Annotated in this window: 21 protein-coding genes; 16 read left to right on the top strand and 5 right to left on the bottom strand. The window is 43.5% G+C overall.

All coding sequences use genetic code 11. The features are described 5' to 3' along the window. Positions 1-202 precede the first annotated feature (202 nt). The 5 genes from IPZ60_RS10700 to IPZ60_RS10680 all read left to right on the top strand — a co-directional run bounded on the left by IPZ60_RS10700 (position 203) and on the right by IPZ60_RS10680 (position 4,674). A complete protein-coding gene (locus IPZ60_RS10700) occupies positions 203-1,228 on the top strand; it encodes a siderophore ABC transporter substrate-binding protein (RefSeq protein WP_194197775.1) in 1,026 nt (341 codons plus the stop codon). 203 nt (positions 1,229-1,431) lie between these two features. Next, entirely contained in the window at positions 1,432-2,409 is a 978-nt protein-coding gene (locus tag IPZ60_RS10695; protein ID WP_227669341.1) for an iron chelate uptake ABC transporter family permease subunit, read from the top strand. 23 nt (positions 2,410-2,432) lie between these two features. Beyond that, positions 2,433-3,539 carry an iron chelate uptake ABC transporter family permease subunit gene (locus IPZ60_RS10690; protein ID WP_227669334.1) on the top strand — a complete coding sequence of 369 codons (1,107 nt, stop codon included), beginning with the start codon at positions 2,433-2,435 and terminating at the stop codon, positions 3,537-3,539. Positions 3,540-3,553: 14 nt separating this feature from the next. Further along, positions 3,554-4,312, top strand: coding sequence for an ATP-binding cassette domain-containing protein (locus tag IPZ60_RS10685; RefSeq protein WP_194197773.1), 759 nt, complete (start codon positions 3,554-3,556; stop codon positions 4,310-4,312). Positions 4,313-4,347: 35 nt separating this feature from the next. After that, positions 4,348-4,674, top strand: coding sequence for a hypothetical protein (locus IPZ60_RS10680; RefSeq protein WP_194197772.1), 327 nt, complete (start codon positions 4,348-4,350; stop codon positions 4,672-4,674). Positions 4,675-4,745: 71 nt separating this feature from the next. Here the strand turns inward: IPZ60_RS10680 and IPZ60_RS10675 are convergent, their stop codons facing one another. From IPZ60_RS10675 to IPZ60_RS10660, 4 genes are all read right to left on the bottom strand, one after another. Next, positions 4,746-6,038 carry a PepSY-associated TM helix domain-containing protein gene (locus tag IPZ60_RS10675; RefSeq protein WP_370463030.1) on the bottom strand — a complete coding sequence of 431 codons (1,293 nt, stop codon included), beginning with the start codon at positions 6,036-6,038 and terminating at the stop codon, positions 4,746-4,748. Positions 6,039-6,263: 225 nt separating this feature from the next. Continuing rightward, positions 6,264-8,561: a FepA family TonB-dependent siderophore receptor gene (locus tag IPZ60_RS10670; protein ID WP_194197770.1), complete on the bottom strand. Its 2,298-nt coding sequence runs from the start codon at positions 8,559-8,561 to the stop codon at positions 6,264-6,266. A gap of 533 nt (positions 8,562-9,094) precedes the next feature. After that, positions 9,095-9,853 carry a siderophore-interacting protein gene (locus IPZ60_RS10665; RefSeq protein WP_194197769.1) on the bottom strand — a complete coding sequence of 253 codons (759 nt, stop codon included), beginning with the start codon at positions 9,851-9,853 and terminating at the stop codon, positions 9,095-9,097. 231 nt (positions 9,854-10,084) lie between these two features. Next, positions 10,085-12,136, bottom strand: coding sequence for a TonB-dependent receptor domain-containing protein (locus IPZ60_RS10660; RefSeq protein WP_194197768.1), 2,052 nt, complete (start codon positions 12,134-12,136; stop codon positions 10,085-10,087). A gap of 774 nt (positions 12,137-12,910) precedes the next feature. Between IPZ60_RS10660 and IPZ60_RS10655 the strand changes: the two genes are divergently transcribed. After that, positions 12,911-14,317: a uracil-xanthine permease family protein gene (locus tag IPZ60_RS10655; RefSeq protein WP_194197767.1), complete on the top strand. Its 1,407-nt coding sequence runs from the start codon at positions 12,911-12,913 to the stop codon at positions 14,315-14,317. A 93-nt stretch (positions 14,318-14,410) separates the two neighbouring features. Here IPZ60_RS10655 and IPZ60_RS10650 read toward each other — a convergent pair whose 3' ends face one another. Next, on the bottom strand, positions 14,411-15,076 hold the full coding sequence (locus tag IPZ60_RS10650) for a TetR/AcrR family transcriptional regulator (protein ID WP_194197766.1): 666 nt from the start codon (positions 15,074-15,076) through the stop codon (positions 14,411-14,413). Positions 15,077-15,360: 284 nt separating this feature from the next. On the opposite strand from IPZ60_RS10650, the gene uraD reads away from it, so the two are divergent. The 10 genes from uraD (at position 15,361) to IPZ60_RS10600 (ending at position 24,785) form a co-directional block, all read left to right on the top strand. Beyond that, positions 15,361-15,882: a 2-oxo-4-hydroxy-4-carboxy-5-ureidoimidazoline decarboxylase gene (gene uraD, locus IPZ60_RS10645; protein ID WP_320108734.1), complete on the top strand. Its 522-nt coding sequence runs from the start codon at positions 15,361-15,363 to the stop codon at positions 15,880-15,882. Between the two features lie 35 nt (positions 15,883-15,917). Further along, entirely contained in the window at positions 15,918-16,286 is a 369-nt protein-coding gene (gene uraH, locus IPZ60_RS10640; RefSeq protein ID WP_194197764.1) for a hydroxyisourate hydrolase, read from the top strand. 146 nt (positions 16,287-16,432) lie between these two features. Then, positions 16,433-17,770 carry a urate hydroxylase PuuD gene (locus IPZ60_RS10635; RefSeq protein WP_194197763.1) on the top strand — a complete coding sequence of 446 codons (1,338 nt, stop codon included), beginning with the start codon at positions 16,433-16,435 and terminating at the stop codon, positions 17,768-17,770. A gap of 146 nt (positions 17,771-17,916) precedes the next feature. After that, the gene (locus tag IPZ60_RS10630) at positions 17,917-19,416 is read left to right on the top strand and encodes an NCS1 family nucleobase:cation symporter-1 (RefSeq protein ID WP_194197762.1); all 1,500 of its coding nucleotides are present in this window, start codon (positions 17,917-17,919) and stop codon (positions 19,414-19,416) included. A gap of 54 nt (positions 19,417-19,470) precedes the next feature. Beyond that, positions 19,471-20,451 carry an allantoinase PuuE gene (puuE, locus tag IPZ60_RS10625; RefSeq protein WP_194197761.1) on the top strand — a complete coding sequence of 327 codons (981 nt, stop codon included), beginning with the start codon at positions 19,471-19,473 and terminating at the stop codon, positions 20,449-20,451. 74 nt (positions 20,452-20,525) lie between these two features. Continuing rightward, the gene (locus IPZ60_RS10620; protein ID WP_194197760.1) at positions 20,526-21,362 is read left to right on the top strand and encodes a bifunctional allantoicase/(S)-ureidoglycine aminohydrolase; all 837 of its coding nucleotides are present in this window, start codon (positions 20,526-20,528) and stop codon (positions 21,360-21,362) included. Between the two features lie 161 nt (positions 21,363-21,523). Then, positions 21,524-22,060 (top strand): ureidoglycolate lyase, encoded by a 537-nt coding sequence (locus tag IPZ60_RS10615; protein WP_227669333.1) that lies wholly within the window; start codon positions 21,524-21,526, stop codon positions 22,058-22,060. A 222-nt stretch (positions 22,061-22,282) separates the two neighbouring features. Further along, positions 22,283-22,558, top strand: a complete 276-nt coding sequence (locus IPZ60_RS10610) for a Trp family transcriptional regulator (protein WP_194197759.1) — start codon at positions 22,283-22,285, stop codon at positions 22,556-22,558. An 88-nt stretch (positions 22,559-22,646) separates the two neighbouring features. Next, positions 22,647-24,059 (top strand): anthranilate synthase component I family protein, encoded by a 1,413-nt coding sequence (locus IPZ60_RS10605; protein WP_194197758.1) that lies wholly within the window; start codon positions 22,647-22,649, stop codon positions 24,057-24,059. Between the two features lie 78 nt (positions 24,060-24,137). Then, positions 24,138-24,785, top strand: coding sequence for an aminodeoxychorismate/anthranilate synthase component II (locus tag IPZ60_RS10600; protein WP_194197757.1), 648 nt, complete (start codon positions 24,138-24,140; stop codon positions 24,783-24,785). The last annotated feature ends 126 nt before the right edge of the window (positions 24,786-24,911 follow it).

Genomic DNA, 24,911 nt, shown 5'->3' with positions numbered 1-24,911 from the left:
CCTATCTCTTATTTTACACCATAAGATAATTAAACAATTTAAGTTATAAGTGCACAACCACCTCATAAAAACTATAACAGTTAAATAAATACCGCCGAGCATTGTCTGGTATATACATCACATTGGACAAACTCATTTCATTTTTATATGGGTAATCATTTTTTTAACAATCTACCCAAACTGCTAATATACCGAGTTATTTATGTCTATCGCTTTATTGTCTAACCGCTCTCCTAGCGCCTTTTTTAAACGCCCATTACTGACTGCTATGACGACCGCACTCGTTGCTAGTATCAGTGTGGCAGGCTGTAGCTCACCAGAATCAACGGACTCTGAGCCAACAGATACCACGACTGAAAATCAAACTGCTGATAACAGCGCTGCTAGTACTATCACAGTGGATACCGTAAAAGGAGACGTCGAGTTAGCGGTAAACCCATCGCCAATCGTGGTGTATGACATGACATTGATGCAGGATTTGGCAGCGCTTGATGTTGCTATTGATGGCGCACCAGCCACAACACCTCTAAATAACTTACAAGCCAAAAACCAACCAGCACCTGCAGGCGTCGGTACGGTATTTGAGCCAGATCTTGAGGCATTGAATGCTATGCAGCCGCAAGCTATCTTAGTTGGCTCACGTATGGCTGAAAAATATGACGAGCTCTCTAGCATTGCACCAACACTAGACATGTCTATCGATACGGCCAATATTTATGAGTCAAGCAAACGCCGCTTGGCCGATTTAGGCGCATTGTTTGGCAAAAGCGAACAAGCCGCTAAATTACAACAAGACATTGATGGTTTGATTGAAGAAACCAAAGCCGTCACCAAAGACAGCGGCACTGGCCTAGTGGTCATGGTCAATGGCAATAAAATATCGACATATGGCGCTGAATCACGCTACGGCTTTATTCATAACGTCGTAAACGTCCCCATCGCTGATGATCAAATCAAAGAAGGGCGTCATGGTCAGCCAATCTCTTTTGAGTATCTGCAAAAAACAAATCCAGACTGGTTATTTGTGATTGATCGTAGTGCGGCTATCGGCGAAGACAGTGTCGGTGCAAAAGCAGTATTAGACAATCCATTAGTGGCGCAAACCACCGCATGGAAAAAAGACCAAGTGGTTTATCTAAGCCCAGATTCTTACCTTGCATTTGGCGGCTATTATCAGTGGATACAAGATTTGACGACCATCAAAAATGCCTTTACTAACGCTAAGTAAACGCTGTCGTTGCTTAATTAACTGTTGATGGCCGTTTTTAATGACCGTTTTTATACCTCATCTGTATGCCAGTAGCCGTTATGTCGTTATTTTCACATCGTGCACAGCCCAGCGTTAAAACCAGTACTTCTTCGCCAGCCGCATCAGCGAGTTGGAAAAGAAGCACTGGCAACAGTCTCAATTCTAAACATTACCGTGCCACCATGCCACCATGGTTAATCAACACGGGAAGCCTCATTATTATGGGGCTTTTGGTGTTATTGAGCTTATCTATTGGTGTCGCAGATTTTTCGTGGTCCGGTTTTCTACGCAGCCTTATCAATCATAGCGCCAACTCTGATAGCTCGCTATTTTTAGTCAGCCGACTACCCCGCACTATTGCGATTATCTTGACCGGTATCTCGATGGCAGTTGCAGGGATGATTATCCAAGTAGTGCTAAAAAACCGCTTTGTTGAACCTTCAATGGTTGGTGCCACTCAGAGTGCAGCGCTTGGATTATTGGTAGTCAGTCTACTATTTCCAGCCAGCGCACTCATTATCAAAATGGGTGTGGCGACCGTCGCAGCAGTATTTGGCATGATGCTGTTTATGCTGCTTATTCATCGGATTCCACCGACTGATTTTTTGATGATTCCACTAATCGGCATTGTCTTTGGTGGCATTCTCGAAGCAGTGACAACCTTTATCGCTTATCAAACTGAGTCATTGCAGATGCTCAGCGTTTGGCAGTTTGGTGATTTTTCTGGTGTGCTAGCAGGTCGATATGAGTTGCTATGGCTGACCGGAGGTCTGTGTATATTGGCTTACATCATCGCTGATAAGCTCACCATCGTAGGATTGGGCGATAATATCGCACTGAACTTGGGTATTAGTAAACGGCAGGTCACCTGGCTTGGTGTCGGCATGGTCGCAATGATGAGCGCTGTCGTCGTGGTCACTGTTGGGATGATTCCTTTTATCGGCTTAGTCGTGCCCAATATTGTCAGCCGACTGATGGGAGATAAGTTACGTCGTAGCTTGCCAGCAGTCGCATTGCTCGGTGCATCCGCTGTCCTACTCTGCGATATCATTGGTCGCTCTATCCGCTATCCATTTGAAGTGCCCGTCGCGACGATATTTGGCGTGGTCGGTACGGTGCTGTTTTTATGGCTACTATTGCGCGCTCCGGCTGATCGATAAGCTTGACACTACAGGATTCCCGCATGTTTTCACCGTCTACGCCTCGCTCTGAAAAAACGACCATGGCTAAAACCAATACAACAAAAGACAGCTCGATAGAAAGCGGTTTTTTAGGAAACAATACTTTAGAAAACAGTGCTACTGCCACAGCTTGGCAAAGTCGTCTAGCGCAACTTTGGGCATGGATTGTAAATCATCCAAAGTCGATTGCCACCGCTATCTTGGTCATCTCGATGCTATTGTTTTTGACACTCAACGTTAATGGACATTGGGACTTTGCCCTACCATTACGCGGTAAAAAACTACTGGCATTAATGGTGGTCGGCTATGCTATCGGAGTGTCGACACTACTGTTTCAGACTTTAACGCACAACCCTATTCTCACACCTTCCTTGTTGGGCTTTGATTCACTATATATCTTACTGCAAAGCCTACTGGTGTTCTTTTTGGGTGCGATTAGCTTTACCAGTATCGATCCCCTTGCCAAATTTACACTTGAAATTGTCTTGATGTTTGGCGCGTCATTATTATTATTTAAGCTACTATTTTCAAAAAGCAGTCAAGATTTGACGCGGCTAATATTGGTCGGTGTTATTTTTGGCGTGCTGTTTCGTAGCTTATCAACCTTGATTGCTAGGCTAATTAATCCTGATGATTTTGTCATCGTACAATCTAGCAGTTATGCGCAGTTCAATACGGTCAATCCACAACTGCTTGGCATCAGCCTAGTTATTTGCCTCATTAGTGCCATATTTATCTGGCGTTGGCGCTATCAGTGCGATGTATTGATGCTCGGTAAATCACAAGCCATCAACCTTGGTATCCATTATCAACGTCTCGCATTTGGCCTGTTGACCGTTATCGCCATATTGGTCGCCACTGCCACTGCTCTAGTCGGTCCTGTGACTTTCTTTGGCTTATTAGTATGTGCATTGACCAATCGTATCGCCCGTCATATGTACCACAGCGAGCGACTGATATTGGTCAGTCTGGTCGCTATGATTTGCTTGGTACTCGGTCAGACCATCTTTGAGCAATTACTGGGTATGGCAGGTGTGTTATCGGTCGTGATTGAACTGGCGGGCGGCTTGGTATTCTTATTATTAATCTTTACGACACAACGTAGATAAAGACAAGAAGCACTATGATTAAACTAAATAATATCTCATACCATATTGGCAAACAGCAAATCCTACATGACATTACGCTGTCCCTGCCAAGCGAACAAGTCGTTGCTTTGATTGGTCCTAATGGTGCCGGTAAGTCCACCCTATTTTCCGTTATGGCACGCTTGCAGCCGCTACAGTCAGGGCAAGTGTGTTTTGGTGAGCATGATATTGTCAGTTGTCATGCTCGGACGTTGTCCAAGACAGTGGCCATGCTTGGCCAAGACAACCAAGTGCAAGGGCGACTGCGTGTGCATGAGCTACTTATGTTTGGACGCTATCCCTATCACCAGGGACAACCGACTACTTACGATCAACAGAAGGTACAAGAGATTATCGAGCGATTTGAGCTGGAGCTATTGGCCGACCGCTTCTTATCGACATTGTCCGGTGGTCAACGCCAGCGCGTACTGATTGCTATGATTGTTTGCCAAGATACGCCGTACTTGTTGCTTGATGAGCCGCTGAATAATTTGGACATGTATCACGCTGGTCGCCTGATGCGTGAGCTACGAGATCTGAGCCACAGTCAGCAGAAGACCGTCGTCATCGTCTTACATGATATCAATCAAGCCGCACAATTCGCTGATACCGTGGTCACGATGAAAGAAGGCCAAGTGATGGCTGTTGGTCAGCCAGTCGATGTGATCACACAAGAAACGATGAAACAGTTATACAATGTCGATGTGACCGTGCTAAACCATCAAGGTCGTCCAGTGATTGTTGATGCGGTTTAAGTACAGAATTTTGCAAACGAAAAAAGGAATTGTCGATGCATAAAGCTTTATTAAATAATCGATGGATAAACTATAAAAATCTATCTATATTAATTTTAGTAATTAGCTTTTGCTTATTCATTTTTAATGCTTTAAATAAAGAGATATCAGATACCTTTTTTTGGTTAGGAATAACTTTATATGCTCTAAGAGTAGTGGTTATTCCTATGGATTTTACTCAAAACATTTCTTCAGTAGATTACACAAAGAACTACGATGAAAATAATAGTTGGCATAAATGGGTCATGCTAGGTGAGACTTTTTCTTCCTGTATTTTTACAGTCTCGATAGCCTACAGCATATTTTTGCAATTAAAATTATAGCTAGGGCATGCCTTTAATTCAGTACATAGCTATTTACTGAATTAAAAGCCTACCTTAGAAATCTGGCTATATCACCTGCCCTTTTGCAATGCTTTTAATCGCTGTTGACGCCCTTTCCACCACAGATAAATGCCAGTAATGGATAAGACGGTCACGGCCAAACCTATCAGTGCTAAAAATATTTGATACAGTACATGGCCAATACCTTGACTGATATGCCCCATGTGTAAGGTCGATAGCCATTGATCAGTTTTGCTACCGAATGATGAACTTTGATAGCCAAAGTTGACGCGCTCGATGCTACCCGTCCTTGCATTGACAGTAATGGACGAAGCGCCGCCTTTTTTACCGATATCTCTATCCGTTTTAAAGCGCAGCTGCCATTGACCTTCATCCTCTACCCAGCGTACGCCCAATAGCTGCTGTACTGTCATGCCCTTACTTTTGGCAGCGATATCCGCATGCTCACTAAGATAAACAATGCTATTGGCTTTGTTGACGATATCAACAGTATCGACATTACTAGCCTCGTTACTCAAAGCCTCACTCTTTGCAGCGCTAATTCTCGCACCCCGATCTGCATTAGCAGCCTGCCCAACTTTTTCACGTGGTTTTTTCGATTTTTCTTGTTTTTCGCCTCTGCCTTCGAGCCCTACTACTGCCTGCATGACAGGGCGATAGATTTGCTGTAAATTAAAACCAACGCTCGACCAAGCGATGACAAACAACATGCCCCAAAGCCACAATCCAAAGGCATGGTGCAAGTCATAATTAAGTTTAAACAGATTACTCTTGGTACGAATTTTCCACGCTGGCAACCAACGCCTAATAAAGGACGCACGTTTTTTAGAAGAAGGTTTTTTCTGTGCATTTTTCTTTTTAACTGCTCTCGGAAACGTTAAGTAAAAGCCGATAAAGCAGTTAATCGTCCAAACGACAGACACGATACCTAATACCCATTTCCCGATATCGCCAAGCAATAAATCGCGGTGCAACCAGAAAACTTTCCACATGGTATTGTGCAATGCCCATTGGTCTTTATCACGAGTTCCAATAATATTACCGTCATAGGGGTTCACATAAACTTCTTGAAACGATGCTTTCGGTTGATTTTGGGCGGCCTTGCCTCGGACTCTATCTACCGAAAATACTGCCGACCTGTCTGTCACTATCGACGTTGGCATACTAGAAAAATTATGTTCTGGATAGGCACTAAGAACCCTATCATGCAGCACCGCAATAGGAAGATGCGGCGTGTCTTGGACATCAACCTGGGCCAGTTTATGATTGAACATATCGTCCAGTTCGTCATGAAATGCTAACAACGTTCCAGTAATACTGGCGATAATTAAAAATGCTGCCATGGCAAGCCCCGTATAACGGTGAATCCAGAGGCAGCTGAGGCGAAGATTGAATGACATAAATAAATCTGCTGTTATATTGTGATAGTTATTAAAAGAAGTTTGTTTAAAAAACTCATTTAAAGAGCATTACTTAAAGATGCTCATTAAAAAAAGTTACTGACAGCACAAAAGGTCTGAACCAATAGCTCAGACCTTTTTTAATCGAACAAACCCTGTATCTACCTCTTAAAAGTCAACGCTAACGTCAAACACATAAGTACGACCCGGCTCATTGAATGTACGTGCACCAGCATTGGTACTAGTACCTTCGCGATAAACCCCCGTATCAAACAAGTTTTTGACACCCGCACCAACAGTAATCGCTTTTGTCAGATCATAGCGAGTACTCACATTAGCAATGGCGTACGGATCACGGTCAAGCAACAATGTATCGAGTTCATCATCTGTGGTCACTGAACGCTTGGGGGCCTCAATCGTGCCATAGTAGCTCACATCAACGTTAGCATTCCAACGCGGCGTAATGTCCCAATCGACACCCGTGTTCACAGTGAACTTAGGAATCAATGATAGCGGCTCGCCATTGTCTTTTCGCTCTGAGCGCAGAATACCTGTTATGTTAGAAGACCATGACACCGTATCGGTAACAGGCACTTTTACAAACCCTTCTAAACCTTCGATAACAGCCTCGCCTTGGTTTTCCCATACGAAGATCGAGCGGCCTGTCGCCGTATCTAATGCCACACGGTCGACACCAGCGCCGATTCGGTTGTCATAAGCGTTATGATAGTAAGTCAAGCCAGCATTTAGCCCAGTACCATCATCATAAGTAAAGGTCAGCTCTTTATTCCAAGAGGTTTCATTTTCTAGGTCGGGATTACCCAATACATGACATCCTCTTTCGTCAGCAGGTACCCAAGATGGACAGCCATTACCACCCGTGTAGTAGATGTAATTTGGATCAAATTGATATAACGAGGGCGCCTTGAAGGCACGGCTGACACCGCCTTTCACTGACCAATCAGGACTAAAGTGCCAAGTGCTGTTGATACTAGGCGACCAGTTACTGCCAGCCTCGCTATGGTAGTCAAAGCGTAGACCTGGAGTGATATACCAGTCAGGTGTAATCTCATAATTGTCTTCTAAATAAGCACCGATGAGGTAGGCATCAGAGGTTGGGTCGCGCTTTTCAGGGTCGGTCTCTACATCACCAAAATCAAAACCATCTGCAAATGCCAAATCAGATACCACAGGGTTATCTAGCTTTTCACCACGGAACTCAGCACCGGCTGTTAAAGTATGACGGTCAAAATAGATATCCCACTCTGATTTGGCATTGAGCGTGTCGTAAGTGGCTTCTGTCCACTCAAACGCCTCTCCGTCATCAGGTATCTGAATTTGACCTTCGCCACCACCAGCACTGCCTACAGCCAGACTTTCATTCACCGTCCGACTATACTCGATAAAGCTGTTACTACTAGCGTCATCATACTCACCGCGATGCGTGATTGCCGCGCCATAGCGCTGCATTTTACTCGTTGTTTCACCTTCTAACTGATCTAATAAATCTTGGTTCACGGTTTGGAACAATGAATCACCTGCCCAGCGATTCTCTTGGCGGCTATAGTTCACTTCAAAACCGACGGTATTCATCGCATCCATTGCATATTCGAACAGCTGACGCACATCGATATTTTCGACACCTTCAGTGCCTGCTGCAATAGAATCGTCTTGCGCTTCTGCTGCATTAATAGAAGGATCGTCCGCCTCACTATCGTGGTAACCAAGAGTGATACGCGAGGACAGCTTGTCGGTCAATGCGCCAGACATATTGACGTTGGTACGCCAGCTACTGCCTTCTAGATCACTTTCTGGTGCTTCGTAATGTCCACTGACAGAAAACTCCGTTTCTGTTGGGCGCTTGGTAATGATGTTTACCACACCGCCCATACTACCAGAGCCATAACGGGCTGCTGCTGGGCCACGCAGTACTTCGATACTCTCAATAGCGCTTGGTGGCACCCATTGTGAGTCACCGCGCGTGTCTTGCTCACTACCACGGCTAGGACGTACAGAGTTACGAGAGGTCACAGGACGACCGTCGATTAAGATAAGCGTGTTGTTTGGACCCATGCCACGCAAATCAATTTGACGCTGATTACCACGTTGACCCGAAGTCGATGAACCCGATAGATTCACACCCGGCATTTTACGTACAATCTCTGAGATATCATTAGAAAGCGAGGCTTTTTCGATGGCCTCTTCGCTAATGATAGACAACCCTGCCGCCTGCTCTAACTCCTCTCTCGCCGCTCGCACCACAATCGTGTCTAGTGTGGCTGTAGGCACTGCTTCCTGCTCAGTCGCTGCTTGCGTTACCATCTCATCGCTTTCTGCTGCAACAGCCGTGCTACTAAGAATAGAAGCCACAGCGATACTGAGCAAAACTTTGCCCGTTACTAAGCGTTGAGCGTTCTTTGGAGAAGTGAGGTATGAATGATCAGAGCGACCTGATTGGTTTAACATAAATAACGTTCCTTGAAGCACTTAGGCTCATTAGTATCTTTCAATTGCACCGACAGCGAACATTTTTAGCCACTTCGTAACAAACATGTCATGAAGTATGCGTATGCAAAGTGTGACTAAAGCATGGCCAAGTGGCTTAAATATCGATGTAAGGCAAATTAGTAAAGGTAGGTACTGAGTAGGGTTAAAAGTTTGGTAACGCGACAACTGGCATAGACCAACTGCTTAAAATATGAATCACGATAAGTTCTCTAGAATAGGTACAGCAAAGAATCTTTAACTATTCTGTAATGAGCGGAACACACTTTAGCAAGATAGAAAAGATAATGCAAACATTAATGATACTTATTCTCATTAATGTTTGCACACACCACCTAATAGCTGTTTTAAATGCGAAATCAGTGCTCAATATACCTATAGAAACGCCTCATAATGCCGTCTGTATAAGCTAAGAAACGCCAAACTTTATCAGTACCTTCAAGTTCTATCAGAACCTACAAAACCTTCAGTGATAACTTACACCGTTATAAACGCTATGAATCAGATTCTGCATCTTGACGCTTAATCACTTTATGCTCATCTTCGCTATTGTCCAGTTTCCAATAGCTCGAAATATACAAATGGGTTTTAGCCACATTTCGATCATGTTTGAAGTACTGACGTAGTGCTCGCATACTATTGAACTCACACGCTGTCCATACGGCAGCCTCGCCCTCTAACCAAGTCAGTGCTTTGACTTGCTCTAGTAAAGGATAGTGGCTATCACTTGCCGCTGGATTGATAACCCAATGAACCTCTAGGTTTTGCGGTTTTTTAACAGACTGAATATCAGCGTCGCTTAGCACTTCTATGACGGCATAACCTACTGCGTCATCAGGTAGCTGTGCTAAATTCACCGTGATAGCTGGCAGTGCCGTCATATCGCCTACCAACAAAAACCAGTCTGCCTGATGATTGATCAGCTTTTTTTCACCAGGGCCGCCAATCAAAATCTCATCTCCTATGGCAGTTGTTTTTGCCCAGTGCGATGCCAGTCCTTCGGTACCTTGATGATTGAGACCATGTAATACAAAATCGACATCGATCTCACTGTCACGCTGTTGGACAATGGTGTAAGTGCGCATAATCGGTTTACGCCCTTCACCCTGTGGAAACATCAGCTTGATATAACCGCTTTCCTGATCGGCGGGAAAGCCGTCAAATGCCTCTCCGCCTAACGTAATACGGCGCATGTTGGGCGTGATATCGACAATACTTTTAACCTCTAAAATTCTAGGCGTTGGTTTGGCCATTTTTGCATCCTTTTTCTATAAAGTTATCTCTAACGTTTAGTGTCTGATAACAACTCAATCAATAGTTCTTTAACAGGGGTAAAAATAGAACAGTCAATCTCATATAAACATTAAAAAGCCAGCCACCTCAAAAAGGTAACTGGCTTCTATTAGCTGTCAAATTGACGTGTTAAACATGAATTATCAAATGCCAGTTGTCTAGCTATCAAGTCTAGATATTAATTTTATCTATTAAAATTGATAGGTTAGAGAGGCTTTCACATTTCTTCCGATCGCATAATCCGTATAGTCCGAATCGTCTGAGTAGCGTGATGAATGATTTGCATACGTTTCATCAAACATATTGTAGACGCCTAGCGTCGCTTTCACGCCCGCTAACTGCTGAGGCGTGTAGGTCATGAATATATCATGTACGTCATAGCCTTCTTTTTCGGTATCTGTATCATCATCTGTATTAGGGTTGATAGAGGTCACGTACGTACTGCGCCAGCCTAAATCAAGTGTGTCAGTTGGGGCATATCCCAAGTTAACCATATACTTATCACCAGAATCGTTTTCATCTCCAGTGCCTTGTGACAGACTATAGCCAGATTCTTTGCCTTCGCTACGCGCGCGTGCATAGCTCAATCCCATATTGAAGTTATTGGTACGGTAATCAGCTGAGAGCTCTACCCCTTTAATTTCATAATCTTCATCTGCATTAAATGAGCCTGCGCATGTGCCCGTATCAGAGGCAAGTCCTGTGGTGCAATCAAGGCCGCTTTCGTAAGAAATCCAGTTTTCCAAATCTGTCACAAAGTACTTACCAGAGAGGCGTAACGAATCATCTTCAGTGGTTAAGCCACGGAAAATAGTTGATACGCCAACTTCAGCATTGCTACCAGTTTCAGGCTCTAAATCAGAAGAAATATATTTATCTTTACCATCTGTATTACGGATGGCTTCCTGTAAGTCAGGGCCATTGAACAACTGGGTATAACTTGCAAATACATTGGTACTTGGCAACACTTGATAGCTAGCGGCAAAAGCGCCTACTACATTGTCGTATGTTTCACCATTTGCCACTTCTTCTGGTGCTTCGTAATGATCATAACGGACGCCAGGTGTTAGCGTTAACTTACCGATTTGCCACTGGTCTTCTAAATATACAGACGTGTTTTTTGCCTCATCACTTCCTCCAATGATACCTAGACGAGATACCTCAGATTCTTTTGTATAATACTCAACACCAGTAATCAGCTTATGCGATCCTAACTGACTTGCTATGCGACTGGTATTTTCGATCTTGCCGCCTTTGGTGATCAAATCAACTGCAATAGATCCATTGTCTTTATCAAGCTCTGTTTCAGACTGATAAATGTTGGCTTTGATATCAATTAGGTCATTGGCTGGTTGGTAGCCATACTCTAATGTATAGGTATCACGGCTTTGTTTCCAAGGTACAGCAGGGTTCCAACCATTCTCATCAGTTAGTGGAAAATCTGCTCGGTTTGCATACATGCCTTCATTTTCTGTACGGCTAAAGCTACCACTGACGTGATGATTATCACCTAAGTAAGTACCAGCCTTTAACAAAATGCTTTCGGTGTCACCGTCTGACGTTTGAATGTCGCGACCATCGCCATCTTCACCTGCTTCGGAGGTGCGTTTGCCATAATAAGCCAATAAATCAACATTTTCTGTCGGTGCAGCAAATACGGTCGTTGATGTTAACAGCTCGTTATTATTGCTGGCGTAGCCGGTATAGACTTTTGCACCAATCTTTTGATCGACATCGAGCAAGTCCACAGCATCAACTGTCTCAAAAGCAACCGCACCACCAATCGCATCATTACCTAGAGTGACTGAGTTATTACCAACTGAAACTTCCGAGCGCTTCAACAAGTCTGGATCAATGACCAAATCTCCAGCGTGGTGGAACGCATAGCCTTCTTGACGAGCACCATCAACGGTCACTTTTAGATTCGTATCATCAAAGCCACGAATGCGCACACGTTGATTGATTGCCGTTGTACCGCCTACCGAAGCGCCTGGTACGCCATCTAAAAAGTCACTCAAAAGACTCGCTTGTGCAGCAGGTACATAGTCATCTATATAAACAGAATCCGACTGTACTCCATCACGTACAGAGCTATTGGCTGTCACTGTGATGGTCTGTAACGTGACGTTTGGCACCTCTTCTACAGGAGCTGCATTAGCCGCTTGCGACCACAATACCGCAGCAACACCCATAGATAATACCGTTAATGGGCTAGAGAGCTTTGATGATTTTACTTCACGCATAACGAACTTACTCACTTTATTTACTGTTAGGAATTAGAAGTTTTAAGACGATTTACTTAAACGTTGATCGTTTTGAATAACCGCTTCTATTAATGATTAATAACTGCTTTTTGCATGATAGGCATTCAGATAAATGGCCATTTTCACAATGCCAAATCTGTCTCATGAATAAAAATACTAATGATAATTGTTAGCATTTATCGAAGACAGGTATCCTAACTAAATATTAACAATTTAGCAATAATTACTATGATTAATTTCATATTTAGGCAGATTTGAAAACTTAACCCTTCATCAAAATATTCTAATTACTTATTAATCAAAGCCTTATATAACAGCGCCTCCAACGTAAAATCCATATCCACATTCCTATAATAAATAACCATTATTTTAGAAATAAACATGCTAATGTTAGAAAAATGTTGCAATAACTAACCCTTTCCCTATACCCTTAGGTAGTTGACCAATTAGTCAGGTTCGTAATCATGGCTATTTGCTAGACTCACAAATAACTAATAGCTACCTACTTTTATGTATTCACATAAAAATAAGTGCGACTCTTTGTGAGATGGCTAAACAATACGACTGCTTCTCTAAACTAGAATCAATTCAGTTGGAAAGTATGACAGGGCAACCGAGTGTAGAGGTATATTGAATACTTCAAGTGAGGCTGACGCTGTAACGCATTTATAGTGCATTGACACTATGTATCATCGCATTGCTTAATAATCTCCATAGAGCTGGGACTGAAAGTCACCTTAGGAGGAAGCCAAGATGAGTGAGCACACTCAAGGGAACCCCGATTTATTGTATGGACTGCATGACCGTCCTGCTCCTGCAAAAGCATTTTTAGGGGCAGTACAACACGTACTTGCCAGCTTCGTTGGTATCATTACTCCATCATTAATCATAGGCGGGGTCTTGGGTTTGGGAGAACATATCCCCTATCTCATCAGCATGTCATTGATGGTTTCAGGTATTGCAACCTTTATCCAAACACGTAAAGTTGGGCCAGTGGGTTCAGGTTTAATGGCGTTACAAGGCACCAGTTTTGGCTTCTTAGCCGCCGTACTAGCAGCAGGCTTTGTGGTAAAAAACAGGGGCGGTAGTCCAGAGGAAATTCTCTCTGTCATCTTTGGGGTGTCATTTCTTGGTGCCTTTGTCGAAATTTTCTTGAGTCAGTTCATCACCAAACTCAAATCATTGATGAGTCCAATCGTGACAGGTTGTGTGATCGTAACTATCGGTCTATCACTAACTAAGGTTGGCTTGACAGATTTGGCAGGCGGTGTCGGTGCAGAAGATTTTGGGAGTATGCAAAACTTACTACTAGGCGGTGGTGTATTGGTCAGTGTGGTACTGATTAGTATCGTCAACAATAAAGTCATTCGCTCAAGTGCGATATTTATTGGGTTGATGCTTGGTTTGATAGCTGCTGTCTTTATGGGACGTATTGATTTTTCTCTAGTCTCTGAAGCCCCCCTATTTACAATGCCTGTACCTTTTAAATTCGGTTTTGGTTTTGACTGGCAGGCTTTTATCCCTATCGCCTTTATGTATGTCATCACCAGTATTGAGACGTCAGGTGATTTGACGGCAACTTCGATGATCTCAGGTGAGCCAATCAAAGGCCCAGTATACGAGAAACGTATCAAAGGCGGCGTACTAGGTGACGGTGTCAACTCATTGATTGCAGCGGTATTCAACACCTTCCCAGTGACGACTTTTAGCCAGAACAATGGTGTTATTCAGATGACGGGGATTGCCAGCCGCTATATTGGTTTTTATGTTGGTGCTATCTTATTCACCATGGGCATGTTCCCTATCCTTGGCGCTATCTTTACTCAGTTACCCAAGCCAGTCGTTGGCGGTGTGACATTGCTGATGTTTGCAACGGTAGCGACTGCTGGTATTCGCATCCTATCAACAGTGAACTTCACCCATCGCAATATCTTGATTATCGCAACCTCTCTAGGTCTATCAATGGGTGTGGCTTTTGTACCTGATGTATTCGCACAAGCGCCGCAGCTATTCCGTAATATCTTTGGTTCAGCGGTGACCATGTCGGGTATCGTTGCCATTGCACTTGATATGATTTTACCCAAGAACTACGGTGTCGAATTTGATACAGCAGAACAGCATTTGGATGACGGTCTAAAGCCGCTTAGACAAAAAATTTAACCTTTCCTAATGAAAATAACGCTAGCGCATTGATAATGCACTAGCGTTATTTGTTTTTATAATTCGTTTTTATGAAATGATAATAAACAATCGTTATTCAAGACCACAGCCGCGTAAGATAAACGGCACCAAGAAATCAGCGGCACGTGTTTCGTCCTGCTGGTCATAATCAGTCTTTTCCATCAAGCCAACGATTTCTGTTTCAAATTCAGCATAGCGTTGCGTTGTTGCCCAAATCAAAATCAATAACTGTAATGGGTCAGCAATGCCAATTTTGCCTTGCTCATGCCAGACTTTCATGACCTTTGCCTTATCAATCGCCCACTCTTTCATCGTCGTCGACATAAAATTATTCAAATGTGGTGCACCGCCGATGACTTCCAGCGCAAACAGTTTATGTCGGTTTGGATTAGCAAAGGCTTGATGTAGTTTGGTACGAACAAATTTTTCGATGACCACTTTAGGATCACTATCAACTGTCATGGTCACTAGACCATCGTTCCACTCTTGAATAATAGAGTGCAACACCATCTGATACAGATTCTTTTTATTTTTAAAATAGTAATGAATATTGGCCTTTGGCAGCTTGGCTCTATCAGCGATACTTTGCATCGTCGCACCACCAAATCCTTGCAGCACAAACTCCTCTTCAGCTGCCGCTAGAATAACAGCCTGATTGTGTGCACGAATGCCTTGCTGGTTATGCGGTGTCGCCGCCTCAAACGTCTCTTGTATGTTTATATCGGTCTCTTGGGCCATGTGAGTTATACCTGTCGTTATTATGATGAATAAATAGCAGGATTCGAATAAGTATCTCTATTTAATTTCTAATTTTTATGAAATATAAGCCACTTAAATAAAATATCCTGATAAAGTAGTTGACCAAATGGTCAGGTTTGAGCAGAATAGTAATATTAAACCAATTATTATTCGATAAATACTATTTCAGTATGTGATTTTGTATCTAGCAGTATGAGCGTATCACCATAAACCCAATGCTCGCCCATTCTAATCCATCACTGTTAAATGAAAAGGAGATTACTGTGAAATTATCTTTACAGCAATTTAACGAACTCTCGCTAGCTGACGCAACCTCACATCTATTGACCTGTTGTACCAGCACTCATTGGGCGCAGACATTAGTAAATAAACGTCCTTTCATCGACATGCACGCCGTGCTCGCCCATAGTGATGACGCTTGGATGCAATCTCAAACGGATGAGCAGAATCTATTAGAAGCGTTTGATGGGCATCCACAAATTGGCAATGTCGATTCGTTAAAAGCAAAATATCGCAACACGCAAGACAGTGCAGCACACGAGCAATCAGGTGCCAATGACGCTGAAGACGATGTCATTGCAGCATTGGCACAAGGCAATCAAGATTATCTCGATAAATTTGGTTTTATCTTTATTGTATTTGCCACCGGTAAGAGCGCTCAGCAAATGCTAGATCTACTGTTAGCGCGTCTACCAAATGATCGCGATACTGAACTCGTCAATGCCGCTACCGAGCAAAATAAAATCACGCGTTTACGGTTACAGAAACTGCTGAGCGCCGAGTAAACCTCATCTGCCCCACATATATAAATGGAGTTATTATGTCAGCCACTCTCTCATCACATATTTTAGACACTCACCTTGGCAAACCAGCGGCTGATGTCGCCGTGACCCTACATCGTATTACCGATAGCGGCGAGGCTGTTCTATTAGCAAACGGTATTACCAATGCAGATGGCCGCGTGGCTCCTGATAGCTGGCAGTTTGGCTCAGAAATTAATAGTAGCGAATCTGATTTGAGTCATGGCCGTTATACGCTGACTTTTGATACGCAGTCTTACTTTGATACGCAGCAGCTCACCGCATTTTATCCGCAAGTCATCATCGATTTTATGGTGCGTGATGCCAATCATTACCACATACCGTTATTGCTTAGCGCACATGGCTATAGCACTTATCGTGGCTCGTGACTGTATTTAATGGCATTTGATTTGATGTCATGACGACGAAATGATGGTGCAAGAGCACATCGCAGTACAACGGTATATTAAATACCAAAGCATATCGAACAAAAAAACGCTGACGACAGAATATCGTAAAAAAGGACATTTGCCACATGGGCGCTTATTATCTCGACTGGTTAAATTTATTTTTCCGCTGGTTCCACGTCATCGCTGGCGTAGCATGGATTGGGGCTTCATTTTATTTTGTTTGGTTAGATCTCAGTCTACGTAAACCACCACAGTGGAAAACGGACAAAGGTATTTCCGGTGACCTATGGGCGGTACATGGCGGTGGCTTTTATGAAATTGCCAAATATAAGCTCGAACCTGAACAGATGCCCAAAACGCTACATTGGTTCAAATGGGAGGCTTATACCACTTGGCTGACGGGTATGGCCATGCTGTCTATCGTCTACTATGCCAATGCTACGGCGTATCTGATTGACCCAAGCAAAGTTGCCTTTGGTAGCAGTGTTGGTGCTATCTCGACCAGCTTGTTGTTCTTATTCGGTAGCTACTTTATCTATGAAGTGATTGTCCGTAGTCACTTGGGCAAAAACTCACTCATCTTTAGTAGCATTATTTTTATCCTATTGATTATCGCTTGCTGGGGTTCGTACCAGTTATTTAGTGACCGAGCATCATTCATCCATATTGGTGCCATTTTAGGTACGGTCATGGCAGGTAACGTCTTCTTTGGTATCATGCCCGCCCAACGAGCGCTAGTCGATTGCGTGAGGCGCGGAGAGAAACCGGGCAAGGAAGTAGCCGATTTGGCACTACAAGCCAAAAACCGCTCATTGATGAATAACTACTTCACCCTACCGCTTATTTTTATCATGATTAGCAATCACTATCCGATGATGTACGCTCATGCGCACGGTTGGTTGGTGTTAGTCTTTGTGTGTATCATCACTGCAATAGTACGTCATTACTTTAATCAAAAGCATTTAAACAATCATAAGCCGCGCTATTTGGTCTTCCCTGCGGTATTAACGGTTTTGTTAATTATTTGGATGCGTCCTGAGCCAATTGAACCATTGCCTGTTACTACTGCTGCAGTCGCAGCTGAAACAGTAACACCTGACAGCGTGCCACCAACTATTGAGAGTGCAGTCGCCAGTTCTGCTGTGAGTACTGATGCCGTTTCTGATGAAGCTGTCTCCAATGAAAGTGTCACTGCCGATGTCGTACCAGTAACTGCTTCTGCTGACGATGCCATGATGAATGTCGTGCACACTCGCTGTAGCACTTGCCATGCAGCACAGCCTACTCAGCAAGGATTTGCCGCACCACCAGCAGGGATTATATTACAGACACCAACAGACATGAAAATCCACAAAGCTAAAATCATTACTGCCGTACAAACGGGCTATATGCCATTAGGCAATCTCACTCAACTGACGGATGAAGAACGTCAGCAGATGGTTGCTTATGCGTCAGGATTATAAATGAGCATTCTCAACACAGCTGAGTAAACACTAATCAAACAATTACCTTGACCAATAACCTATACATCCTTAAAGTGTTAACAATAAACGTTTTAAAGTGTTAACAATATTATTTTTGATTGATTCCAATCTGAAAGGAGAAAAGGATGTCCGCTGCGAATGAGCAAGGAAGTCAGCTCGGTAACCAATCTAATAACTCGCTCTATAATTGCAATACTTTCAATCCAGAGCGCAAAAACTCGAGATTATATAATGAAGATCTTGCCCCATTACAGCCTGAACAACGTAATTGGGGATGGTTTGCAATATTTAATGTTTGGTCCAACGACATTCAGAGCTTATTCGGCTATACCTTAGCCGCCTCCTTATTTTTGAGTTATGGACTAAATGGTTGGTGGGTCATGGCGGCGATTATCTGCTCAGGCCTCATCGTCATGCTGATGGTCAACTTGACAGGTAAGCCGAGCGTCAAATATGGCATTCCTTTTCCAGTACTTATACGAGCAAGTATGGGAATCAATGGTGCTAATCTTCCGGCTATATTACGCGCCATTATCGGTATATTTTGGTACGGCGTGCAGACCTACTTTGCCTCCACTGCAGTCACCATATTGTTAACACTAATAATGGGGAGCTCGGATGAAAATTTTTTAGGCTTAAATGGCACTGCTTGGCTCGCTTTCGTCATCGTTTGGATATTTCAGATTATGCTTTTTTGGGCAGGGGTTGAACCTATCAAGCATTTTTTAAACTGGGCAGGTCCGCTCGTTTATGTGGTGATGGTTATCTTGATGGGCGTGGTCTGGTATCAGTCCGGCTCAGAGTTATTACCGGCTATTAACTCCATTTTTACCAATGGCAGCGACTATACAGGTAGCTCGTTCCAAGCCTTTACAGCTATTGTTGGTACGATGGTTGCTTACTTTGCCGCAGTGGTCATCAACTTCGGTGACTTTTCGCGGTTCTTGCGTAGCGAGCGTGATATGAGACTGGGGAATTTACTCGGTTTACCGATTAATATGGTTTTTTTCTCCTTTATCGCTCTAGTCATCACTGCAGGTACTTTAGTTTTATTTGGTGAGGCCTTAACAAATCCATCAGATATCGTTGATCGAGTGAACTCACTACCACTAACTATCGTCGCTGCCCTAACGTTCTTTGCTGCAACAGTAGGTATTAATATGGTCGCAAACTTTATACCACCAGCTTATGATTTGGCGAACTTATTTCCCAAACATATTAGCTTTCGTAAAGGTGGCTTAATTACAGCAATTATCGCCTTTTTCGTCGGCGCACTCTGGTTATCATTTATCAGTAAAATCGGCATCGTTGGCTTCGTAAATGCTGTTGGCGCAATCATTGCACCGTTTTTTGGTATATTAGTTGTCGACTATTATTTAATCAAACGTCAACATATCAGCATCAATGATTTATTTTCTGATCAACCAGACGGGGCTTATTACTACTATAAAGGCTGGAATATCCGTGGCTTAATTGCTTTTGTTATTGGTGCTATCTTTTCTGTTGCAACCGTATTAGTGCCTGCACTAACGAAGCTTGAAGGTTATGGTTTCTTATTAGGAGCTGCATTAGGTGGTCTCGTTTACTGGCTATTTATGCGTCCCTACGCCGTACAACCTAATTAAGTATAAAACTTTTAGTTAATAAAAAATCTCAACTGTAATAAAGGAAGATCAAATATGAGCAAAAGCATAACCAGTGATTTCAATCAAGATGCCTACCCTCGTGACTTGAAAGGCTACGGTGACAACCCGCCAAAAGCCAACTGGCCAGGCGGCGGCAAAATCGCTGTTCAGTTCGTCCTAAATATCGAAGAAGGCGCAGAAAATAGCGTCATTCATGGTGATGGTCAGTCAGAGCGTTTTTTATCGGACGTCTTGGGTACACCAGAGTTTGACAATCGCCACCAATCGATTGAGTCAGCATTCGAGTACGGTAGTCGTGTCGGTGTGTGGCGAGTATTGGATACCTTTAAAGAATATGGTTTGCCTATTACCACCTTTACTTGTGCTGCCGCTGCCGAAAAAACACCTCACATTATCGAGCGTGTATTAGAAGATGGACACGAAATCGCCAGTCATGGTCTACGCTGGATTACTTATCAAAATATGTACCGCGAAACCGAACGCGAACACGTACGCCGCGCTACTGAGATATTCGAGAGCATGATTGGTGGTCAGCCGCTTGGTTGGTACACTGGCCGTGATAGCCCAAACACTCGTGAGCTGGTCGCTGAACAAGGTGGCTACATTTATGACTCTGACTCTTACGCGGACGAGCTGCCATACTGGCTCAATGTTAAGGTAGAAGACGGTAACAAAATCGCACGTAAACCGCATCTCGTCATTCCTTATACGCTAGAAACCAATGACATGCGCTTTGCGTCTAGTCCCGGGTTTACCAATGCTGAACCTTTTTATCAGTATTTAAAAGACAGCTTCGACACCTTATATGAAGAAGGCGAACATACACCTAAAATGCTAACCATTGGTTTGCATTGCCGCATCATTGGCCGTGCTGGTCGCATTACCGCCCTCAAAAAGTTTTTGCAATACATCACTAGCAAACCTGACGTGTGGGTATGCCGCCGCGATGACATTGCCAAACATTGGTATAAAAACCATCCAGCCACTGCAGACAACACGGCAAACTGGCTGTAACCCTACGTTTAGACACCAATTTATCGCGGCACACCATCATTATCACCGCACAAAGTCATTAAGGAACATTAATAATGTCAAAAAAAAGCACCTATTACGCACCAACTGGCGGCTTACCTCCACAAACACAGCTACTATCCGATCGCGCTATCTTCACCGAAGCTTATGCAATTATTCCCAAACGTGTACTAACCGACATTGTTATTAGCTACCTACCATTTTGGGAAGGCATGCGGATGTGGGTAATTGCACGCCCTTTAACTGGTTTTTCAGAGACCTTCTCTCAATACATCGTGGAAGTAGCGCCAAACGGAGGCTCACAAAAGCCTGAACTGGATGCTAAAGCTGAAGCGGTATTGTTTGTCGTTGAAGGTGAAATGGATATTACCATTGAGGGCGAAGCGCATCATTTAGAAGCGGGCGGCTATACTTTCTTACCACCAGAATGTAAATGGACGGTGAAAAATAACAGTGATAAGCACGTTAAATTTCATTGGATCCGCAAAGCGTATCAGTTTGTAGAGGGTATTGATGCGCCCGAAGCTTTTGTCACAAGCGATCATGAAGTTGACGCTATTGAAATGCCGGGCACAGATGGCGTGTGGGCAACCACTCGGTTTACAGAGCAGTCTGATATGCGTCATGACATGCATGTGAATATCGTTACTTTCCAGCCAGGTGGCGTGATTCCATTTGACGAAACACATGTGATGGAACATGGGTTGTATGTACTAGAGGGTAAAGCCGTCTATCACTTAAACGGTGAATGGGTCGAAGTGGAGGCCGGTGATTTTATGTGGCTGCGCGCATTTTGCCCACAATCTTGTTATGCCGGTGGACCGGGTCCATTTAGATACTTGCTCTATAAAGACGTGAATAGACATATGCCATTTATTCGTCCAGAGCGATAAACCATCTAGAGTAATAAACAATATAGACGCATCATCGTTTATTTGAGTATGTCATTTATTCTCAAGTGGTGATTTAAGTCGCGTACTGGTTTATGATAAATTAGCTCATAATAAGTATAAACAGTGATTATAAACAGTAATCACCAAAAGTAAGGCAAGTCATGAGTACTCTTATGAAGACTACGATCGTTGCAAAACCTTTAACCAAAGCTGATTTTGCGCCCTACGGCACCGTTATCGAACCCTATGACAAGGATGAGCAAACGCCTGAAAACAGCTACCATATCAATAAAGGCTACGCATGTCGCCATCATGCCATCGCCGAGGCTAAGCTCGATGGTGGTAATGTGGGCATGAGTATCTTCCGTGCCAAAAAACGTGATTTCCCTATCTGCTTATCGGTGATGGAATACCATCCGTTTGGCACGCAGGCGTTCTTTTCAATGAATGCTCAGGACTATGTCGTTGTCGTTGCTCCTGCAGGTACGCCACCTCAATCTGCTGATGATTTGACGGTGTTTTATGCCAAATCTCATCAAGGGGTGCAATATGACGCCAATGTTTGGCATCATCCCCTACTCGCACTGGGTCATGACTCTGACTTCTTAGTGATTGACCGTATCAATGGTGAAGGCAAAAATTGCTATGAGCTAGATATAGACGGTTGGCAGGTGCAAATTGAGCTTGCCTCAAAGTAGGTTTGATCGGTATTAATAACAAATAATAGACAGGCCAGCTAGTCACCATTAGCTGGTTTTTTACTTTGGACGAATTGAATATTATAGAAAGGTTTAGTGAAAGTAAGACAGCATTTTACGACTCTACTTGTATTTTACGTACTACTGTACTAGAATACTGAAACAAGATTAAGGCTGACATTAGCAAGACAGCCATCTACCCTTTTATTAAGATTGAACATTATGAGTACTGACCCTTATCGCAGTTTATTAAAGCATCTAGCGGCTTGTCATGACAGCGCTGATATCGAAGTGCTGTTCAGTGCGCTATTGACCGACAAGGAACAACGCGAAATTGCCAATCGTATCCGTATCTTTGATTTGTTAGAACACAATATCACCCAACGTGAAATCTCTGAGAAGCTAGGCGTCGGTATCGCTACTGTCTCGCGCGGTGCTAAAGTCATGCAAAGTCATGATGTTAGCGCCCTATTAGCGACTCACAGACAGGACTCTTGATAGAGTCAATCTACTATACCTTACACTATATTATTTGAATTCCTTCTATTTTTAACTGACACATATTTGAACTATTTTGGACTTTGTTATGACCTCTCCTACATTACAGCATAGCCAACCTGCGGCGATTGATATCCCTAGCAAACCACAGCGTATTAAGCTCACTCAAGATATTGATTTTTTTGCGCTATTTAAACGCATCGAAAGCACTTTTGACACCTGCTACTTGCTCGAATCCTTGGGTGAAGATAGCCATATCTCACGTCATCATGCCATTGGTTTTGATCCAGTTATGACCATCGCAGCATTAGACCGTACTACCCTTGCGATTACGGACAACAAGACGGCTGAAACTAGCCATTACCAAACTGAAAACCCGTATCAGCTACTACGTAAGATTACTCCTCAGCATGTCATCGCTCGTGATCAAAGTGGTGGTTTGGTCGGTTATCTAGGCTATGACAGTGTGAATTTCTTTGAGCCCAGCCTCAATGCCAAGTCTAGCGACGACTTTGAGCCATTTAAGTTTGGCGTATATCTAGATGGCTTGACGCTCGATAAGATGACGGGTGAAATTTTTTACTTCTACTACCCAACCGCGCAGCAAGAAAATCGTATCGAGCAAATCAAAGCCTTATTTGATATTGCTATTCCAGACTATGAGAAGCCTACGGTTGAGTTTTTGGGCGATGGCATGAGTCAAGAGGAACATGCCAAAGTAGTAATGAAGGTCAAAGAAGATATCATCTCTGGGCGCATCTTTCAGTGTGAGGTAGGGTTTAAGTCTAAGTATCGTATCGCTGGTGATAAGATGCCGATTTATGAAAAACTGCGCGCTGTTAATCCTTCACCGCACATGTACTTTATGAAATTTGCTCAGCAGTGCATCATCGGTGCCTCACCTGAGCTGCTATTTCGCTTACGTCAGGGTGAGATGGAAACGTATCCACTGGCAGGGACAGCCAAGCGCGGCGTCGATGTGATCGAAGACCGTAAGCTGGCCCGTGCATTGCTCAACGATGACAAAGAGATTGCCGAACATAATATGTTGGTTGATCTACATCGTAACGATATTGGCCGTGTGGCACGATTTGGTACGGTAAAAGTACGTAGCCTCATGGATATCAAACGCTTCTCACACGTGCAGCATATCTCCTCTGAAATCGTCGGCATCCTACATCCTAACGAAGACATGTTTAGCGCCCTTGCCAGCAACTTCCCTGCTGGTACGCTGTCTGGCGCACCAAAAGTTGAAGCCATCAAAGTCATCAATGAGCTAGAGCCTGATGGTCGCGGTGCCTATGGTGGGGCGCTTGGGTCATTCAACTTCAATGGCGACTGTATCTTTGCTATTCCTATTCGCAGTCTCTTTATCAGTGGCGAATCTGCCTATGCACAAACCTGTGGTGGCAACGTTTACGACTCCAATCCTGCCGATGAATACTTGGAAATTCAGCGCAAACTGTCTGCGATGAAAGTAGTACTAGACAGCTTTATGTAGCTGTAACTTGTACCAGCCATAATTCGTAAATTGACCACATTTTACCTAGCTATATTTTTACAAAAGAGTTTATGACCCATGAATGTTTTAATTATCGATAACTACGACTCGTTTACCTTCAATCTTTATCAATATATTGGTGAGATTTTACAAACCATGGATGGCGATGAAGAAGCAAACGTCATCGTTAAACGCAACAATGAAATTACGCTGGCTGATGTGCAAGCGATGAATCTTGATCGCATCATTATCTCACCAGGCCCTGGTGCACCTGATGATCCTGCCTACTTCGGTATTTGTGCTGAGGTCATCGAAGTAATGGGTAAGACGACACCGCTATTGGGTGTTTGCTTAGGTATGCAAGGCATCGCTCATGTATTTGGTGGTGACGTGATACGTGCCAATGTACCGATGCATGGTAAGGTGTCATCAATTAGCCACGATGGTGCAGGTGTCTATCAAAGCCTGCCGCAAGAGATAGAAATCATGCGCTATCACTCACTAATGGTCAAAGCAGATACCTTACCAAACTGCTTAACCGTCACCGCCGTTGTGACTAATGATGCACATGTTGAGCATAGCTTGGCAGAGTCATCATTGTTAGGTGATGAAATTATGGGTCTTCAGCATAAAGACTATCCGATTCAAGGCGTACAGTTTCATCCGGAGTCTTTTGCTACCGAAGGTGCCAAGCGCTTGCTCAGTAACTTTTTGATGCAGGTATAAACCGGTCATATTAGGGCGATTATATTTATATCGATGACATTTCTAAGCGACTCCATAATATTTTCGTGATAGACTCAAAAAACAAACAAAAGACAGCCCTCAATCGGGTTGTCTTTTCTTATTTCA

The sequence above is a fragment of the Psychrobacter sp. NG25 genome, from assembly GCF_015234355.1.
Taxonomy (GTDB): Bacteria; Pseudomonadota; Gammaproteobacteria; order Pseudomonadales; family Moraxellaceae; genus Psychrobacter.
The sequence above is the reverse complement of the archived record's forward strand: the minus strand, read 5'-3'. Positions and strand labels throughout refer to the sequence as shown.

Excerpts from the sequence above, each read along its gene's own strand:
- IPZ60_RS10615 (WP_227669333.1), top strand. The coding sequence starts at position 21,524 with ATGAGTACTCTTATGAAGACTACGATCGTTGCAAAACCTTTAACCAAA.
- IPZ60_RS10620 (WP_194197760.1), top strand. The coding sequence starts at position 20,526 with ATGTCAAAAAAAAGCACCTATTACGCACCAACTGGCGGCTTACCTCCA.
- IPZ60_RS10665 (WP_194197769.1), bottom strand. The coding sequence starts at position 9,853 with ATGGCCAAACCAACGCCTAGAATTTTAGAGGTTAAAAGTATTGTCGAT.
- puuE (WP_194197761.1), top strand. The coding sequence starts at position 19,471 with ATGAGCAAAAGCATAACCAGTGATTTCAATCAAGATGCCTACCCTCGT.
- IPZ60_RS10685 (WP_194197773.1), top strand. The coding sequence starts at position 3,554 with ATGATTAAACTAAATAATATCTCATACCATATTGGCAAACAGCAAATC.
- IPZ60_RS10680 (WP_194197772.1), top strand. The coding sequence starts at position 4,348 with ATGCATAAAGCTTTATTAAATAATCGATGGATAAACTATAAAAATCTA.
- IPZ60_RS10660 (WP_194197768.1), bottom strand. The coding sequence starts at position 12,136 with ATGCGTGAAGTAAAATCATCAAAGCTCTCTAGCCCATTAACGGTATTA.
- IPZ60_RS10690 (WP_227669334.1), top strand. The coding sequence starts at position 2,433 with ATGTTTTCACCGTCTACGCCTCGCTCTGAAAAAACGACCATGGCTAAA.
- IPZ60_RS10635 (WP_194197763.1), top strand. The coding sequence starts at position 16,433 with ATGGGCGCTTATTATCTCGACTGGTTAAATTTATTTTTCCGCTGGTTC.
- IPZ60_RS10630 (WP_194197762.1), top strand. The coding sequence starts at position 17,917 with ATGTCCGCTGCGAATGAGCAAGGAAGTCAGCTCGGTAACCAATCTAAT.
- IPZ60_RS10675 (WP_370463030.1), bottom strand. The coding sequence starts at position 6,038 with ATGGCAGCATTTTTAATTATCGCCAGTATTACTGGAACGTTGTTAGCA.
- IPZ60_RS10670 (WP_194197770.1), bottom strand. The coding sequence starts at position 8,561 with ATGTTAAACCAATCAGGTCGCTCTGATCATTCATACCTCACTTCTCCA.
- IPZ60_RS10695 (WP_227669341.1), top strand. The coding sequence starts at position 1,432 with ATGCCACCATGGTTAATCAACACGGGAAGCCTCATTATTATGGGGCTT.
- IPZ60_RS10610 (WP_194197759.1), top strand. The coding sequence starts at position 22,283 with ATGAGTACTGACCCTTATCGCAGTTTATTAAAGCATCTAGCGGCTTGT.
- IPZ60_RS10650 (WP_194197766.1), bottom strand. The coding sequence starts at position 15,076 with ATGGCCCAAGAGACCGATATAAACATACAAGAGACGTTTGAGGCGGCG.
- IPZ60_RS10655 (WP_194197767.1), top strand. The coding sequence starts at position 12,911 with ATGAGTGAGCACACTCAAGGGAACCCCGATTTATTGTATGGACTGCAT.
- uraH (WP_194197764.1), top strand. The coding sequence starts at position 15,918 with ATGTCAGCCACTCTCTCATCACATATTTTAGACACTCACCTTGGCAAA.
- IPZ60_RS10700 (WP_194197775.1), top strand. The coding sequence starts at position 203 with ATGTCTATCGCTTTATTGTCTAACCGCTCTCCTAGCGCCTTTTTTAAA.
- IPZ60_RS10600 (WP_194197757.1), top strand. The coding sequence starts at position 24,138 with ATGAATGTTTTAATTATCGATAACTACGACTCGTTTACCTTCAATCTT.
- IPZ60_RS10605 (WP_194197758.1), top strand. The coding sequence starts at position 22,647 with ATGACCTCTCCTACATTACAGCATAGCCAACCTGCGGCGATTGATATC.